The sequence below is a fragment of the Streptomyces sp. NPDC006450 genome, from assembly GCF_040612195.1.
Classification (GTDB): domain Bacteria; phylum Actinomycetota; class Actinomycetes; order Streptomycetales; family Streptomycetaceae; genus Streptomyces.
In genome coordinates this window covers 1-17,007 of the sequence record NZ_JBEXPT010000020.1, presented here as the reverse complement: position 1 = coordinate 17,007, position 17,007 = coordinate 1, and the positions used below count along the sequence as shown (strand labels likewise).

Annotated in this window: 10 protein-coding genes; 1 reads left to right on the top strand and 9 read right to left on the bottom strand. The window is 72.7% G+C overall.

Annotated features, from left to right (window positions below; genetic code table 11):
• Positions 1–31 precede the first annotated feature (31 nt).
• The 8 genes from tmk to bldG form a co-directional block, all read right to left on the bottom strand.
• The gene (tmk, locus tag ABZY57_RS09920; protein ID WP_356510008.1) at positions 32–3,229 is read right to left on the bottom strand and encodes a dTMP kinase; all 3,198 of its coding nucleotides are present in this window, start codon (positions 3,227–3,229) and stop codon (positions 32–34) included.
• Positions 3,230–3,379: 150 nt separating this feature from the next.
• Positions 3,380–6,196, bottom strand: coding sequence for a type I DNA topoisomerase (gene topA / locus ABZY57_RS09915; RefSeq protein ID WP_356510006.1), 2,817 nt, complete (start codon positions 6,194–6,196; stop codon positions 3,380–3,382).
• A 469-nt stretch (positions 6,197–6,665) separates the two neighbouring features.
• Complete coding sequence (locus ABZY57_RS09910) at positions 6,666–6,863, bottom strand: hypothetical protein (RefSeq protein ID WP_356510004.1); 198 nt, start codon at positions 6,861–6,863, stop codon at positions 6,666–6,668.
• A gap of 168 nt (positions 6,864–7,031) precedes the next feature.
• Complete coding sequence (locus ABZY57_RS09905; protein ID WP_356510002.1) at positions 7,032–8,615, bottom strand: class I SAM-dependent methyltransferase; 1,584 nt, start codon at positions 8,613–8,615, stop codon at positions 7,032–7,034.
• Positions 8,616–8,910: 295 nt separating this feature from the next.
• Complete coding sequence (locus tag ABZY57_RS09900; protein ID WP_356510000.1) at positions 8,911–9,477, bottom strand: small secreted protein; 567 nt, start codon at positions 9,475–9,477, stop codon at positions 8,911–8,913.
• A 194-nt stretch (positions 9,478–9,671) separates the two neighbouring features.
• Positions 9,672–12,086 carry a sodium-translocating pyrophosphatase gene (locus ABZY57_RS09895; RefSeq protein WP_356509998.1) on the bottom strand — a complete coding sequence of 805 codons (2,415 nt, stop codon included), beginning with the start codon at positions 12,084–12,086 and terminating at the stop codon, positions 9,672–9,674.
• A 616-nt stretch (positions 12,087–12,702) separates the two neighbouring features.
• The gene (locus tag ABZY57_RS09890; protein WP_356509996.1) at positions 12,703–13,143 is read right to left on the bottom strand and encodes an ATP-binding protein; all 441 of its coding nucleotides are present in this window, start codon (positions 13,141–13,143) and stop codon (positions 12,703–12,705) included.
• Between the two features lie 101 nt (positions 13,144–13,244).
• On the bottom strand, positions 13,245–13,586 hold the full coding sequence (gene bldG, locus ABZY57_RS09885) for an anti-sigma factor antagonist BldG (RefSeq protein ID WP_243339893.1): 342 nt from the start codon (positions 13,584–13,586) through the stop codon (positions 13,245–13,247).
• A gap of 81 nt (positions 13,587–13,667) precedes the next feature.
• On the opposite strand from bldG, the gene ABZY57_RS09880 reads away from it, so the two are divergent.
• Positions 13,668–16,139 (top strand): DEAD/DEAH box helicase, encoded by a 2,472-nt coding sequence (locus ABZY57_RS09880; RefSeq protein ID WP_356509993.1) that lies wholly within the window; start codon positions 13,668–13,670, stop codon positions 16,137–16,139.
• A gap of 202 nt (positions 16,140–16,341) precedes the next feature.
• Here ABZY57_RS09880 and ABZY57_RS09875 read toward each other — a convergent pair whose 3' ends face one another.
• On the bottom strand, positions 16,342–16,791 hold the full coding sequence (locus ABZY57_RS09875; RefSeq protein WP_356510107.1) for an Rv3654c family TadE-like protein: 450 nt from the start codon (positions 16,789–16,791) through the stop codon (positions 16,342–16,344).
• Between the last annotated feature and the right edge of the window lie 216 nt (positions 16,792–17,007).

Sequence of the window (17,007 nt, the reverse complement as noted above, 5' to 3'; positions counted from 1 at the left end):
CTCCCACTGACATTCCCCGCCGGCCGGTCCGTCAGCGGCGGCGCGGACCCCGGCCCTGCTCGTCCTCGTCGTCCCGGCGCGATCCCAGCAGCTCGTCCGCCAGCGTCGGCAGATCGTCCAGCGGAGTCTCCTCCGCCCAGTCCGAGCGGGGCCGGCGCTGACGGCCGTCCTCGGCGAGCAGCGGCAGTTCACGCGTCGCGTCGTTGCCCGAGTCGCGGAAGATGCCCGGCGGGACCCGGTCGGCCGGGTTCTCCGCGGGGCGCTGGGCCGTCGGCCGCGACGCGGAGTACGAGGCCCTGGGCGCCGCCGGCCGCGTCGCCGGCGCCTCACCCGAGCCCGTGGTGGGGCGTACGGGCGGCAGGACCGCGGTCTCGTCCGCCGGACCCGTCGCACGGACGGGCGGCAGCACCGAGGTCTCCGCCGCCGGATCGGCCTTCGGGACCGGGACGGTCTGGGTGACGTCGTCCGGCTGCGCGACCCGCTTGACGATCGGAGTCTCGATCGTCACGGCCTCGTCGTGGCGCGGTTCCTTGCGCAGATCGGCCTTGGGCGCGGGTGCAGCAGGAGCCGCGGAGACCGACGGAGCCGCAGGCGCAGCCGCGGCAGCAGCAGCCGCCGCAGCAGCAGCGGACCTCGCCGCCGCCTCCGCCGCCGAGGCCTCGGCCAGCCGCCGCGCCTCCTCGGCCTTCAGCAGGGCCTCCTCGGCCCGCCGCTGCTTCTCCAGCCGGCGCTCCTCGGCCTCGGCGTGCAGCCGGGCCTCCTCCTCGGCCAGCTTGCGCAGCCGCTCGGCCTCCACCGCGCGGGCCTTCTCCTCGGCCTCGAGCCGCAGCCGCTCGGCCTCTGCCCGCTCGCGGGCCTCCTCCTCGGCGCGCAGCCGCTCCTCGCGCTCCTTGCGCGCGGCCTCGGCCTCGGCCGCGAGCCGGGCCTCCTCCGCCTCGCGGGCCTTGCGGGCCTCCTCCTCGGCGCGCAGCCGGGCTTCCTCGGCCTTGCGCGCCGCTTCTTCCTCGGCCTTGCGCCGGGCCTCCTCCAGGGCGAGCCGTCGGGCCTCCGCCTGCGCGGCGACCTCGGCCTCCGACAGCGGGAGCATCCGGTCCAGGCGGTGGCGCACGACGGTGCTGACGGACTCGGGGTCCTGGCCCGCGTCGACCACCAGGTAGCGCCCGGGGTCGGCCGCGGCCAGGGTCAGGAATCCGGCCCGCACCCGCTGGTGGAACTCCGCCGGCTCCGATTCCAGCCGGTCCGGCGCCTCCGTGAACCGCTCCCGGGCCGTCTCCGGCGACACGTCGAGCAGCACGGTCAGATTCGGTACGAGGCCGCCCGTGGCCCAGCGCGAGATACGGGCGATCTCGGTCGGGGACAGGTCCCGGCCGGCGCCCTGGTAGGCCACCGAGGAGTCGATGTAGCGGTCGGTGATGACCACGGCGCCGCGCTCCAGGGCGGGCCGCACGACGGTGTCCACGTGCTCGGCGCGGTCGGCCGCGTACAGCAGGGCCTCGGCGCGGTTCGACAGGCCGGCGGAGGACACGTCGAGCAGGATCGACCGCAGCCGCTTGCCGACCGGGGTGGCCCCGGGCTCACGCGTGACGACGACCTCGTGGCCCTTCGCCCGTATCCAGTCGGCCATCGCCTCCACCTGGGTGGACTTGCCGGCGCCGTCGCCGCCCTCCAGGGCGATGAAGAACCCGGCGTCGGACGCGGCCTGCACCGGCTCCCCGCCGCGCAGCGCCTCGCGCAGGTCACGGCGCAGCGGTACGCCGCTGCGGTCGTCGGCCTTGGCCAGGACGATGACGGCGACCGGCAGCAGCAGGGCGCCGACCAGCATCAGCGTGAAGGCCGCGCCGCCGTGGGCGAAGACGACCTCGCCGGCGGCCAGCCGGTGCGGTCCGATCAGGGCGGCCAGCAGCGGGGCGGCCACGGCCCCGACGGCCACGGCGACCCGGACGACGGCCTGCAGGTGCTCGGTGACCCGGGCCCTGCGGAACTCCTCGGTCTCCTGGTCGAGCAGCGTGTGCCCGGTGTTCGCGGCGACGCCCGCCGCGCTGCCGGCGAGCAGCGAGAGGAACACCACCGTCGAGGTGTCCGGAACCAGCCCGGTCAGCAGCAGCGCCAGCCCGGCCACGCCGACGGACAGCGCCAGCAGGCGGCGCCGCGACAGGGCGGGGAGGACCTTGCCGGCCTGGGTGGCGCGGATGCCGAGGGCGGTGCCGCCGAGCAGGGCCAGTACGAGCAGCGAGAACGCGGGCGCTCCGCCCCCCAGGTCGGTGGCGTGCAGCACGGCCACGGCGGCGGCGGAGGCGACGGCTCCGGCGACGGCGGCGCAGACGAGGACGAGCAGCGGGACGGCCCCGGTACGCCCCTTCTCCGGCCGGTCCCCCGCCTTGGGGGCGCGCAGCCCCTCCAGCGGGGAGCGCGGACGCGGGGTCTTCGTACCGGGCAGCACCAGCGGGAGCAGCAGCGATACGGACGCAGCGAAGAGGCCGGAGGCCACGTACGACCCGAGGGCCGCCTGGTTCTCGGCGAACCAGCCGATGCCGAGGCCGAGCGCCTTGCCGATCAGGGTCGCGGCGAGCAGCGCGGCCGCGGCGATCGGCAGGGCGGCGAAGGCGGTACGCAGGTTCAGTCGGCGCAGTGCGTCGAGGTGGTCGGGCAGCGGCCGTACGGTCGCCCCTTCCGGCGGCGGCGCCGGAAGCAGGCCGGGCGCGGCGCTGTCCTTGGCCAGCCCCCACAGCCGCTCGGCGGCTCCGGAGACGAAGACGGTGGCGAGCAGGGCGGTCAGCGCGTGCGGGCCGATCCAGTCGAGCCACAGCGGGGCCACGACGAAGAGGCCGAGCCGGAGCCCGTCGGCGCCGATCATCGTCCAGCGGCGGTCCAGCTTCCCGCCGGGGGCGGTGAGCTTGGCCAGGGGGCCCAGGAGGACCGCGCCGAAGAGGACGGTGGACACCACGCGGACGCCGAAGACGGCGGCGACGGCGAGGGCCCAGCCGGTGTAGCCGCCGCCGAAGGAGTCCTGCTCCACGGCCGTCTGGAAGACCAGCAGCACCAGGACCAGCAGGGCGAGGGCATCGCCGATGCCGCTCACCAACTGCGCGCTCCACAGCCGGCGCAGCCCGGGGGTGCGCAGCAGAGCGCGCACCGCCCGCTCGCGGGAGTCCGCGGCGAGGGCTTCGTCGTAGGTGGGGGCGGTGTCGGTGGTGGCGGTCACGACCGTCGGCTGCTCGGCTCGCGTCATCCGCCCAGCCTATCCGCTGTGCTTGGCGGGTGCGGATCCCTGTGGACAAGCTCCGGTGTGACCCCCGACCCACCCCCGCGGACCGGCCTCTGCGGACCGCAAGGGGCAGGGCACGTGCGCACGCTCCGCACGGGCCCTGCCCCTTTTCGACTACTCGTCCGCCGGAACCGCGGCCGTCGTCTTCTTCGCGGCCGTCTTCTTGGCCGTGGTCTTCTTCGCCGCCGTCGTCTTCTTGGCCGCGGCGGTCTTCGTCGCCGTGGCCTTCTTCGCCGGGGCCTTCTTCGCGGGAGCCTTCTTCGCGGGCGCCTTCTTGGCCGTCTTCTTCACCGGGCCCTTGGCGCGCTTCTCCGCGAGGAGCTCGTAGCCCCGCTCCGGCGTGATCGTCTCGACGTCGTCGTCCCGCCGCAGCGTCGCGTTCGTCTCGCCGTCCGTCACGTACGGGCCGAACCGGCCGTCCTTGACGACCACCGGCTTCTCGCTCACCGGGTCGGTCCCCAGCTCCTTCAGCGGCGGCTTCGCGGCCGCGCGCCCCCGCTGCTTCGGCTGCGCGTAGATCGCGAGCGCCTGCTCCAGGGTGATGGCGAACAGCTGGTCCTCGGTCTCCAGCGACCGCGAGTCCGTGCCCTTCTTCAGGTACGGGCCGTAGCGGCCGTTCTGCGCGGTGATCTCCGCGCCCTCCGCGTCCACGCCCACGACCCGGGGAAGGGACATCAGACGCAGCGCGTCCTCGAGCGTGACCGTGTCCAGGCTCATCGACTGGAACAGCGAGGCAGTCCGCGGCTTCACCGCGTTCTTGCCCGTCTTCGGCGTGCCCTCGGGCAGGATCTCCGTCACGTACGGCCCGTAGCGGCCGTCCTTCGCGACGATCTCGTTCCCGCTGACCGGGTCCTTGCCCAGCTCGAACTCGCCGCTCGGCTTCGCGAAGAGCTCCTCCGCGTACTCGACCGTCAGCTCGTCGGGAGCGAGCTCCTCGGGGACGTCCGCGCGCTGGTGGCCCTCGGCGTCCTTCTCACCGCGCTCCACGTACGGCCCGTAGCGGCCGACGCGCAGCACGATGCCCTCACCCACGGGGAAGGAGGAGATCTCCCGGGCGTCGATCGCGCCCAGGTCGGTCACCAGCTCCTTGAGACCGCCGAGCGCGTCACCGTCGGCCGGCACGACCTCGGTCGCGTCCTCCGCGCCGAAGTAGAAGCGCTTCAGCCACGGCACGGACTGGGCCTCGCCCCGCGCGATGCGGTCGAGGTCGTCCTCCATCTTGGCGGTGAAGTCGTAGTCGACGAGCCGCCCGAAGTGCGTCTCCAGCAGGTTGACCACAGCGAACGACAGGAAGGACGGCACGAGCGCCGTGCCCTTCTTGAAGACGTACCCGCGGTCCAGGATCGTGCCGATGATCGACGCGTACGTCGACGGGCGGCCGATCTCCCGCTCTTCGAGCTCCTTGACCAGCGAGGCCTCGGTGTAGCGGGCCGGCGGCTTGGTCGAGTGGCCGTCGACCGTGATCTCCTCGGCCGACAGCGCGTCGCCCTCGGCGACCTGCGGGAGGCGCTTCTCACGGTCGTCGAGCTCGGCGTTCGGGTCGTCCGCGCCCTCCACGTAGGCCTTCATGAAGCCGTGGAAGGTGATCGTCTTGCCGGATGCCGAGAACTCGGCGTCGCGGCCGTCCGCGGAACGGCCGCCGATCTTCACGGTCACCGAGTTGCCGACCGCGTCCTTCATCTGGGAGGCGACGGTGCGCTTCCAGATGAGCTCGTACAGGCGGAACTGGTCGCCGGTCAGACCGGTCTCGGCCGGGGTGCGGAAACGATCACCCGAGGGGCGGATCGCCTCGTGCGCCTCCTGCGCGTTCTTGACCTTGCCCGCGTAGACGCGGGGCTTCTCCGGCAGGTACTCGGCCCCGTAGAGCTGCGTGACCTGCGCCCGAGCCGCCGACACCGCGGTGTCGGACAGGGTCGTGGAGTCGGTACGCATGTAGGTGATGAAGCCGTTCTCGTACAGCTTCTGCGCCACCTGCATCGTCGCCTTCGCACCGAAGCCGAGCTTGCGCGAGGCCTCCTGCTGGAGCGTCGTCGTACGGAACGGGGCGTACGGGGAGCGGCGGTACGGCTTGGACTCGACCGACCGGACGGCGAAGGAGGTCTCGGCCAGCGCGGCGGCCAGCGCCCGTGCGTTCGCCTCGTCGAGGTGCAGCACCTCGCTCTTGAGCTGCCCGGTCGAGCCGAAGTCGCGGCCCTGCGCCACGCGCTTGCCGTCCACCGTGTTCAGGCGGGCGACCAGCGTGGACGGGTCGGAGGCGTCACCGGCGCGGCCGGTGGCGAAGGTGCCGGTCAGGTCCCAGTACTCGGCCGAGCGGAAGGCGATGCGCTCGCGCTCCTTCTCGACCACCATGCGGGTGGCCACCGACTGGACGCGGCCCGCCGACAGCTTCGGCATGACCTTCTTCCACAGGACCGGCGAGACCTCGTAGCCGTAGAGGCGGTCGAGGATGCGGCGGGTCTCCTGGGCGTCGACCATGCGCTGGTTGAGCTCGCGCGGGTTGGCGACGGCGTCGCGGATCGCGTCCTTGGTGATCTCGTGGAAGACCATCCGGTGGACGGGGACCTTGGGCTTGAGGACTTCCTGCAGGTGCCACGCGATGGCTTCGCCCTCGCGGTCCTCATCGGTGGCGAGGAAGAGTTCGTCGGACTCGGCCAGCAGCTCCTTGAGCTTCCTGACCTGGGCCTTCTTATCGGCGTTGACGACGTAGATCGGCGCGAAGTCGTGCTCGACGTCCACACCGAGACGGCGGACCTCACCGGTGTACTTGTCGGGAACCTCGGCCGCGCCGCTGGGGAGGTCGCGGATGTGCCCGACGCTCGCCTCGACGACGTATCCCGGGCCGAGGTAGCCCTTGATCGTCTTCGCCTTGGCAGGGGACTCGACGATGACGAGTCGGCGGCCGCCCTTTGCGGTCTCGCTAGTCGGGGACAACTTGGCTCTTCTCTCCGGTCGGCACTCGGTCGCAGTACGGCGACGCTGCGGAGTGTGACGGTACAACCCGCCCCCGTGTCAAACGGCAGAAGCCCGCAACGGCCACTCGAACGGTAACCCGACAAGTGCCATTTCTGCCGCCCGGATGCCGCGGCAGGCCCTGCGCACTCACCGGGCAGAGTGGCCGAAGGGCCGTCTGGCCCCGCCCCGGCACCCCGCTTCACGTCGCTCTTTACGATCCTGCGCACATTCCGGACGAGCGGAGGAAACCCGGCGCGCCGCCGGACGTGAGCGACATCCGGCCGACTCCACGGCCGCGATCCCCGAGCCCCACCCCGCCGGACCGGAGCACCCACCACCGCCAGGGGCGACACCGCCCCGGCCCCCGGAGGCCCCCTGCCGCGAAACACGGATGACGCGAAGCCCCCGCTCCCGTGAGCTACGCCTCAGGGAGCCGGAGCCCCCGGCGTCACGGCCCTGCGAGGCACCAGACCCCGAGGGCCAGCGACACCCCGCCGGCGAGCAGTCCCACCGGTACGGCCACGACGGGTCGCACGCCCTCGGCCACCGGCGCGCCACGCAGGGCGCGCGCCCCCGTCCAAGCCAGCAGAGCGGCCCCGAACAGCAGGAACACGATCGCCGCGAAGATCGCCGGACCGTGTTCCATGCCGTTCCCCTCATCCCCCGGGCCGCTCCCGGGATCCCCCCGGATCCCGCTGAGCGGAGGCTTTCAGCCGAGGGGGGACGGCAGGCGAACCTGGGGTTACATCCCGGTTCCGACCGCCCGGGACCCGCCGTGGCTCCGGGCCGCGCCGGCGCACGGCGGCCGCCGGCCCTACTCCCCCGGAGGGCCCGCTCCGGGTTCCGCTCCGGGTTCCGCTCCCGCTTCCGCCCCGGTCAACGGCTCCAGGAAGCCCTGCTCCACGAGCATCCGGATCGCCTCGGGCGTCCGGTCCCGCAGGACCACCGGGTCCTCCTCCACCAGCTGGGCGATCGCGTCCAGAATCCGCCCCGCGCTCAGTGATCCGTCACACACCCCGGCGAAGCCGGCCCCGACCGTGTCGACCTTGGTGGCGCGCCGCATGCCGCGGTTCTGCCGCAGCACGACGTGTTCCGGATCCTCCGCGCCGGGCGCGCCGACCTGCTCCTGCACGACCTCCTCGGTCAGCCGGAAATAGCCCGCGAGCAGGGCCGCGTCATCGTGGTCGCGCAGGTAGTCCTGGCGTGCGAAGTGGTCGAGGACGGCCTCCCCGAGCGGCTGTTCCACCGAGTGCGGCCACTCCTCGACCACGATCGACGGCTCGGCCGCGTCGCTGCGCCGCAGCGTGATCCAGCCGAAGCCGACCGCCTTGGTCTTGCGGGATTCGAACTCGTCCAGCCAGTCCTCGTACCGCTGTTCGTACTCGGCGGGGTCGGTGCGGTGATCGCCCGCGTCGCGCAGCCACAACTCCGCGTACTGCGTCACGTCCTGCACGTCGCGCTGCACGATCCAGGCATCGCAGCCGCCCGGCACCCAGGCCCGTACCCGGTCGTGCCAGTCCTCGCCGTCGACGTGCTGCCAGTTGCCCAGGAACTGCGCGAATCCGCCCGGGTTGAGCCGGGCTCCGGCCTCCTGGACCAGGGTCCGGCACAGGTCGTCGCCGCCCATCCCGCCGTCCCGGTACGTCAGCCGGGCTCCCGGGGAGATCACGAAGGGCGGATTCGACACGATCAGGTCGTACGTGGCCCCGCCGACCGGCTCGAACAGCGACCCTGCGAGCAGTTCCGCCTCGGGGGCCCCCGAGAGCGCCAGCGTCAGCCGGGTGAATTCCAGGGCCCGCGGGTTGACGTCGGTCGCCGTGACCCGGGTCGCGTGCTGGGCGGCGTGCAGTGCCTGGATCCCGGATCCGGTGCCGACGTCGAGGGCAGAACCGACCGGCGTGCGGATGGTGATACCGGCCAGGGTCGTGGAGGCGCCGCCGACACCGAGGACGACCCCCTCCTCGCGGCTGCCGATGCCGCCGGCCCCGCCGACGGCGCAGCCGAGGTCGGACACGATGAACCAGTCCTCGCCGTCCGGACCTCCGTACGGGCGCACGTCCACGGTGGCGTGCACCTCGTCGCCCTCGCGCCGCAGCCAGCCGTCGGCCAGCGCCGCGTCGACGGGAAGGGCGGCCGCGGCGTGCACGTACGGCACCGGCTGCCGCAGCAGGAACAGCCGGGTCAGGGCCGCGAGCGGCCCGTCGCCGCGGCTCCGCGTGGCGCGCAGGGCGGGGACGGTCTCGCTGCGGGCCAGCGCGGCGTACGCCGGGGCACCGAGCAGGTCGAGCAGGCCGTCGGCGGTGAAGCCCGCGGCGAGCAACGCGGCACGCAGCTCGGCCGCGCGGGCCGACGAGGGAAGGCGGGTGGGCAGACCGGGGGGAAGGCTGGTGGTACTCACCCGCCCATTGTGGCCGCTGCCGCCGCCATTGCCCGCGCCACACGGCCTTCGGCGTGGGGACCCGTCGCCTTCGAGAGCTCCCGCCCGCGCGGCCGCACCCCGCAACGGGCCCCGACCGGGCGCAGCTCCGTACGGCTGGGCCCGTCCCCGGACATGCGCCGGGGCGGCCGGGTCCCGAAGGATCCCGGCCGCCCCGGTCCGTGCGGCCGCGTCCGCAGGGCGGCGGCGCGCGCCATGACTTCTCGTGCCTCTGGGACTTGCAGAACTTCTGGAAGTCCCGGGACCTCGAGGACCTCTAGGACTTCGCCGGCGACGGAGTCGTCACCTGGCAGCCCTTCTGACTGTTCATCGACTTGTCGAGCCCGCCCGCCTTGAGCTGGTCGAGGGCTTCCTTGCCGCCCTTGGTCGCCTCCTCCAGGCCGCCCGCCACCTCCTTGAGGCCCTCGGCGAACTTGCCCTGGTCCTTGGCGTCGAGGGCGTCCATCTTCGTCTTCAGCGCGGTGTAGCCCGCCGCCGTCGACTCGAAGCCCATGACCGCGGCGGCCTGGGTCTTCTCCCCGTCCTTGACCGGCGGAACTCCGGCGGCCGTGAGGGCCGCACCCATCGCCTTGTACGACTCGGACATGGTCCCGAAGGCCGCCGAGTCGGTCGCCTGGACCTCCTCCGGCTTGCTGCTCTCGGTCGCCACCCGCTTGATGTCGGCGTTCGCCTGCTCGATCTTCTGGAGCTCGGGCTGCCAGCTGTCGCAGACCTTCTTGGCCCAGGCGTCGGTCTTCTTGTCGCCGTCGTCCCCGCCGCAGCCGGACAGGACGAGCATGAGCACCGCAGCGCCCGATACCGCGGCCGCAAGCTTCTTGTTCACCGGATTGGTCCCTTCGAAGGCTCTCGGCCCGGAAGATACACGTCCACCATCCGGGAAACACAAAGGCGGACGGACGGCGCGTCAGTCCGCGCCGCCCGTCCGCCGTTCGGGCGTACAGCCGAAGTCGAGCCGGGTCGAGCAGGATCGAGCAGGATCGAGCAGGATCGAGCCGGTTCAGGCCCGCGACGGCCGTCTCAGGAAGAGACCGCCGCCGGGTCGCCCTGCTGGCCCACCCGCTCCGCGGTCGCGCCCTCGCCCGCCTCGTCGTCGCCCACGGCGATGCCGCGGCGCTTGGAGACGTACACGGCGCCGACGATGATCCCGATCGAGAGGACCGCGACGATCGCCCGTACCGTCGGACTGGCGTCCGCACCGTAGCTGAACTGCACGATCGCGGGGGCGATCAGCAGCGCCACCAGGTTCATGACCTTGAGCAGCGGGTTGATGGCGGGACCGGCGGTGTCCTTGAACGGGTCGCCGACGGTGTCGCCGATGACGACGGCCTCGTGGGCCGCGCTGCCCTTGCCACCGTGGTGCCCGTCCTCGACGAGCTTCTTCGCGTTGTCCCACGCGCCACCGGAGTTGGCGAGGAAGACCGCCATGAGGGTGCCGGTGCCGATCGCGCCGGCGAGGAAGGAGCCGAGGGCTCCGACTCCGAGCGTGAACCCGACCGCGATCGGGGTGAGGACGGCGAGCAACCCGGGCGTGGCGAGTTCGCGCAGCGCGTCCTTGGTGCAGATGTCCACGACGCGCCCGTACTCGGGCTTCTCGGTGTAGTCCATGATGCCGGGGTGCTCCCGGAACTGGCGGCGCACCTCGTAGACCACCGCGCCCGCCGAGCGGGACACGGCGTTGATGGCGAGGCCGGAGAACAGGAACACGACGGCCGCGCCCAGGATCAGCCCGACGAGGTTGTTGGGCTGCGCGATGTCCAGGCTGAGGTTCATCTCCCCCGCGGTCTTGGCGCCGACCTCTCTGACCGCGTTCGCGATGGCGTCGTTGTACGAGCCGAAGAGCGCGGCCGCGGCGAGCACGGCCGTGGCGATGGCGATGCCCTTGGTGATGGCCTTGGTGGTGTTGCCCACCGCGTCCAGGTCGGTCAGCACCTGCGCGCCGGCGCCCTCGACGTCCCCGGACATCTCCGCGATGCCCTGGGCGTTGTCGGAGACCGGGCCGAAGGTGTCCATGGCGACGATGACCCCGACGGTGGTGAGCAGGCCGGTGCCGGCCAGTGCCACGGCGAAGAGCGCCAGCATGATCGAGGTGCCGCCGAGCAGGAACGCCCCGTAGACGCCGAGGCCGATGAGCAGCGCCGTGTAGACGGCGGACTCCAGACCGACCGAGATGCCGGCGAGCACGACCGTGGCGGCGCCCGTCAGGGAGGACTTGCCGATGTCCCGGACGGGACGGCGGTTGGTCTCGGTGAAGTAGCCGGTGAGCTGCTGGATCAGGGCCGCGAGCACGATGCCGATGGCGACGGCGACCAGGGCCAGGATCCGCGGGTCGCCCGAGTGCCCGGAGATCGCGGCGTCGTCGACTCCGACGAGCTCCTTGTAGGTGCCCGGCAGGTACGCGTAGACGGCGATGCCGACGAGGACCAGCGAGATCGCGGCGGAGATGAAGAAGCCGCGGTTGATGGCGGTCATTCCGCTGCGGTCGGAACGCCGCGGGGAGACCGCGAAGATGCCGATCATCGCGGTGACGACCCCGATGGCGGGGACGATCAGCGGGAAGGCCAGGCCCAGGTCGCCGAAGGCGGCCTTGCCCAGGATGAGGGCCGCCACGAGGGTGACGGCGTACGACTCGAAGAGGTCGGCGGCCATTCCCGCGCAGTCTCCGACGTTGTCGCCCACATTGTCGGCGATGGTCGCGGCATTGCGCGGGTCGTCCTCCGGAATGCCCTGCTCGACCTTGCCGACCAGGTCGGCGCCGACGTCGGCGGCCTTGGTGAAGATGCCGCCTCCGACACGCATGAACATCGCGATGAGCGCGGCGCCGAGGCCGAAGCCCTCCAGGACCTTGGGCGCGTCGGCGGCGTAGACGAGCACGACGCAGGACGCGCCGAGCAGGCCGAGGCCGACGGTGAACATGCCCACCACGCCGCCGGTGCGGAACGCGATCCGCATGGCCTTGTGGGATACCTCGGTCAGGTCCTTGGCGGGCTCGCCCTCGGCGGGGGTGGCCTCGCGCGCGGCGGCGGCGACGCGGACGTTGGCACGGACCGCGAGGCGCATGCCGATGTAGCCGGTGGCGGCCGAGAAGATGGCGCCGACGAGGAAGAAGGCGGAACGTCCCGCCCGCTGCGTCCAGTCGTCGGCGGGGAGCAGGAACAGCAGGAAGAACACGACGACGGCGAAGACGCCGAGCGTGCGGAGCTGCCGGCCGAGGTAGGCGTTGGCGCCTTCCTGGACGGCGGCGGCGATCTCCTTCATCGAGTCGGTTCCCTCGTCGGCGGAGAGGACCTGGCGGACCAGGATCTGCGCGACGACGAGCGCGGCGACGGCCACGGCCGCAATGACGATCACGATGAGCCGATTGTCATCCGTGAGTACTGCGGATGCCAGGTCAGTGGTGCGACCGGGCGCGATAGGGGTGAAGAGCCCCGTCATTCGTCCTCCTTGACGTGATGAGCTCAAGATGTGGACGGATTGTAGGGAGCGCGACCCGATCAAAACAGTACGCAGGAAACGGAATTGGCTCGCACTTGCTCCTCACCAATAGATCTGGTCACTCCATTACCCTCGAAAGCGGTAACGGGGCAAAAGCATTGACGCTTGATCAGGGATCCGGAAAACCGCCGGAGAACGATCACGCAATGGATCTACGGGCATGCGAAAGGCCCTGCTCGGCAGGGCCTTGAATAAGATCGGAAGATACGTCGGCACGCGCGGCGGAACATCATCGGTGCCCACGCCCTCGGCGCTTTCGACGCCTTACCGGCACCCGCCCGGTCCCCCGTCGGCGGACGCCCCGACTCCGAGAACCGACCGCCGCCGAGGCCGACCGGGGCAGGAAACCGGCCGGGACCCGCGAAACCCCCCGGCCGGGACGAGAACCCGCCGGGCACCACGAGAACCCGCCAGGAGCCATCCCCCGGGGCAGCACAAGGCCCGGGCCGCCGGGACGCAGTCCCCCGGGCAGCACGAAAACCCGCCGGGCGCCACGAGGGCCACCCGGCGGGCACGAAGCAGTGGGGCAGCCGAGCCGCGGCCCGGCCGGGGCCGGTTACGGCAGTGCGGAATTCCCCGAGACGGGCCAGCTCATCCGAATGGTCCCGCCCGCCTCCCCGCTGATGACGTCGACGTCGTCGACCAGACCGCTGATCACGGCAAGGCCCATCTCGTCCTCGCCCTCGATGTCGGGGTCCAGGACGGCGTCGATTCCGGGCACGGCGTCAGACGGACCGCCGGCCGGTCCGGGTACTTCGTCGCTGACCTCGATGGAGAACACCTTCTCCTCCTCGGTCAGCACCACCCGGACGGGCGCGGTCAGGCCGTTGGTGCGATGCAGTCCGACGGCACGCGAACAGGCCTCGCCCACGGCGAGGCGGACCTCGTCGAGGACGGCTTCCTCCACACCGGCCCGCCGCGCCACGGCGGCCGCGACCAGGCGGGCCGTCCGGACGTGTTCGGGCTGGGCGCTGAAGCGCAGTTCAACGGTGGCCATGCGCGTCCCCCTCGGACTACGGGCGTGCCTTACAGGGGCCCGGACCGCGTGTGGCCCGGTACCCCCCGCTCCATCTTCGGCCGTTTCGCCGCCGAGCGCCGTCAGTCCGTGGCGTTGACGGCGTCTTCCACCGAGTTGTGGATCGGAAACACCTTGGTCAGACCGGTGATTCGGAAGATCTTCAGGATGCGCTCCTGGTTGCAGACCAGACGCAGCGAGCCCTCGTGCGCGCGGACGCGCTTGAGGCCTCCCACGAGCACACCAAGCCCGGTGGAGTCGAGGAAGTCCACTCGCTCCATGTCGACAACCAGGTGGTAGCTGCCGTCATTCACCAACTCGACCAACTGCTCGCGCAGCTTGGGCGCGGTATACACATCAATCTCGCCACCGACCTCCACGACCGTACGGTCGCCGACAGTGCGAGTCGACAGGGACAGGTCCACGGATCCTCCAGCACCTTGCTATCGAGCGGCGCCCCCCAGGGGCCTCCCCACCCGAAGGTAGGCGAGGGATTGGCTGCCGCGATGGCATTCAATCACTTACCGGCAGGCGTACACGACGCCTTCGGACCATTGTCCCGCACGCCGGTGACACACTCGGTTCCAATGGCCAACACTCACCGTCCCGGTCCGCCCACGGCACCCGAGGACGTCAGACCCACCCCCGGCACGGTCCTGGACCGGCTGTCACGGGGGCCTTCGCGAGCTGCGCGCATCACCCATACGGAGCACTTGCCCCCTCGGGAGGGTCGTCATGCGGTCTGGCCCGATCGCATCCGAACTGATGTCGTGGCCGCAATTCAGGCCGCCGGGATCGACCATCCGTGGGAACACCAGGCCGCGGCCGTCGAGCACGCCCTCGACGGGGAGTCCGTGGTCGTCGCCACGGGCACCGCCTCCGGCAAGTCGCTGGCCTACCTCGCGCCCGTGCTCTCGGCCCTCGCCGACGGGGCCGAGGCACCCAACGGTCGGGGCGCGACCGCCCTGTACCTGGCCCCGACCAAGGCCCTGGCCGCCGACCAGCGCCGGGCCGTACGGGAACTGGCCGGCCCCCTCGGCAACGCCGTCCGGCCCGCCGTCTACGACGGGGACACCCCCTTCGAGGAGCGGGAGTGGGTGCGCCAGTACGCCAACTACGTCCTCACCAACCCCGACATGCTGCACCGCGGGATCCTCCCGGCCCACCCGCGCTGGTCCTCGTTCCTCCGGGCCCTGCGCTACGTCGTCATCGACGAGTGCCACACCTACCGTGGCGTTTTCGGCTCCCACGTCGCCCAGGTCCTGCGGCGGCTGCGCCGGCTGTGCGCCCGCTACGGCTCCGAGCCCGTGTTCCTGCTGGCCTCCGCCACCGCGAGCGACCCGGCGACCGCCGCGTCCCGGCTGACCGGACTGCCGGTGGTGGAGGTCTCCGACGACGCCTCCCCGCGCGGCGAGGTCGTCTTCGCCCTGTGGGAGCCGCCCCTGACCGACCTCAAGGGCGAGCGGGGCGCACCCGTACGGCGTACGGCCACCGCCGAGACCGCCGATCTCCTCACCGACCTGGTCGTCCAGGGCGTGCGTACGGTCGCCTTCGTCCGCTCCCGGCGCGGCGCCGAGCTGATCGCCGTGATCGCCCAGGAGCGGCTCGCCGCCGTGGACCGCTCGCTGCCCCGGCGGGTCGCGGCCTACCGCGGCGGCTACCTGCCCGAGGAGCGCCGGGCCCTGGAGCGGGCCCTGCACTCCGGGGACCTGCTCGGTCTGGCCGCGACGACCGCCCTGGAGCTGGGTGTGGACGTCTCCGGCCTCGACGCGGTCCTGATCACCGGCTATCCGGGCACCCGTGCCTCCCTGTGGCAGCAGGCCGGCCGGGCCGGACGCTCGGGCCAGGGCGCGCTGGCGGTCCTGATCGCCCGCGACGACCCGCTGGACACCTACCTGGTCCACCACCCCGAGGCCCTCTTCCGGCAGCCGGTGGAGGCCACGGTCCTGGATCCCGACAACCCGTACGTCCTGGCCCCGCACCTGTGCGCGGCCGCGGCCGAGCTGCCGCTCACGGAGCCCGACCTCGACCTCTTCGGCCCGGCGGCACGCGGCCTCCTCCCCCAGCTCGAAGCGGCGAAACTGCTGCGCCGCCGGGCCACGGCCTGGCACTGGACCCGCCGGGAACGGGCCTCGGACCTCACCGACATCCGGGGCGGCGGAGGGCGCCCGGTCCAGATCGTCGAGGCCGCCACGGGCCGGCTGCTGGGCACGGTCGACGAGGAGGCCTCCCACACCGCCGTCCACGACGGGGCGGTCCACCTGCACCAGGGCCGCACGTACCTCGTGAAGCACCTGGACCTGGAGGATTCCGTCGCGCTGGTCGAGCAGGCCGACCCGCCGTTCTCCACCACGGCCCGCGACACGACCGCCATCTCCGTCCTGGAGACCGAGACGGAGATCGCCTGGGGCCGGGGCAGGCTCTGCTTCGGTTCCGTGGAGGTCACGAACCAGGTCGTCTCCTACCTGCGCCGCAAGCTGATCACCGGCGAGGTGCTCGGCGAGGCCAAACTGGACCTGCCGCCGCGCACCCTGCGCACCCGGGCCGTGTGGTGGACGGTCACCGAGGACCAGCTCGACGAGGCCCGGATCAATCCGGAGATCCTCGGCGGCGCCCTGCACGCCGCAGAGCACGCGTCGATCGGCCTGCTCCCGCTCTTCGCCACCTGCGACCGCTGGGACATCGGCGGGGTCTCCGTCCCGCTGCATCCCGACACCCTCCTCCCGACGGTCTTCGTCTACGACGGCCACCCGGGCGGAGCGGGCTTCGCCGAGCGCGCCTTCCACACGGCCCGCGCCTGGCTGACGGCGACCCGGGACGCGATCGCCGCCTGCGAGTGCGAGGCCGGCTGCCCGTCCTGCATCCAGTCCCCCAAATGCGGCAACGGCAACGACCCCCTGCACAAGCGCGGGGCCGTCCGCCTCCTCACCCACCTCCTCTCGGAATCCCCGACCCCCGCTCCGCAGGCGAACCCCTGATCACCTCGTGATCGCTTTGATCGCCCCTGATCGCCCACAGAAGGCCTCCGGAAGGCCTCCTACGGCCTCCTGATCGCCCGAACCACCCGGACCGACCCGCCTCTGGGGCGGGACCCCGGGCGGGGCTCGGGGGCCTCGGACGGGGGCCCGGGCTGGCCTCGGACGGGGGCCCGGGGCCCCGCCCCGGACGGGGGCTCCGGCTTTATGCCAAGCGCCTGCGATTGGCTGGATATCGCCCTTGGCGCCGCCCAGACCGTGGTGATCGCCCCGGTCCGCGGCGCCCTGGCCCCTCTGGACGGGCCGCTCGGGGCGCCCGCGGCCAGACGCCCGCACCGCCGCGGACAGGGGCGACCCGGCCCCGTGGAGGCCCCTCAACGGGGCCCCCGGGCAGCGGCGGGCCCGCGCGGGCGCGCAGCTCCGGTCCGAAGGGGCCGGTCGGGGCGCGGGCGGTGACCTCCGCGACCTCGCCCGCCACTGCGCAATGGGTGACCCGCGCGCCCTGCGCCACCGCCACACGTACCGCCGTGGCACAGGCGGCCTCCGGGCCGTGGGCCCAGCTCGCCGCGGCCGCGAGGGCGGCCAGGTCGGCTGCGGCCGCGGCACGGTGCCGGGCGACCACGGCCTGCCCGAGCAGGAGCACCCCGCCGAACACCGCCACCAGCACGGTCGCCACCACGACCGCCCACACCGTGGCCGACCCCCGGTCCCGCCCGCCCGTACCGGCCCCGGTCACGGCGGCGGCCCCACGGTGTCCTCCGCCAGCGCGGCGGCCAGGGCGGTGAGGCGGACCGGCAACTCGGCCGGGCCCGGAGCGGGGGCAGAGACGCTGACCCGCCACAGGTCGCCGGACATGCTTGCGTCAGCCGGT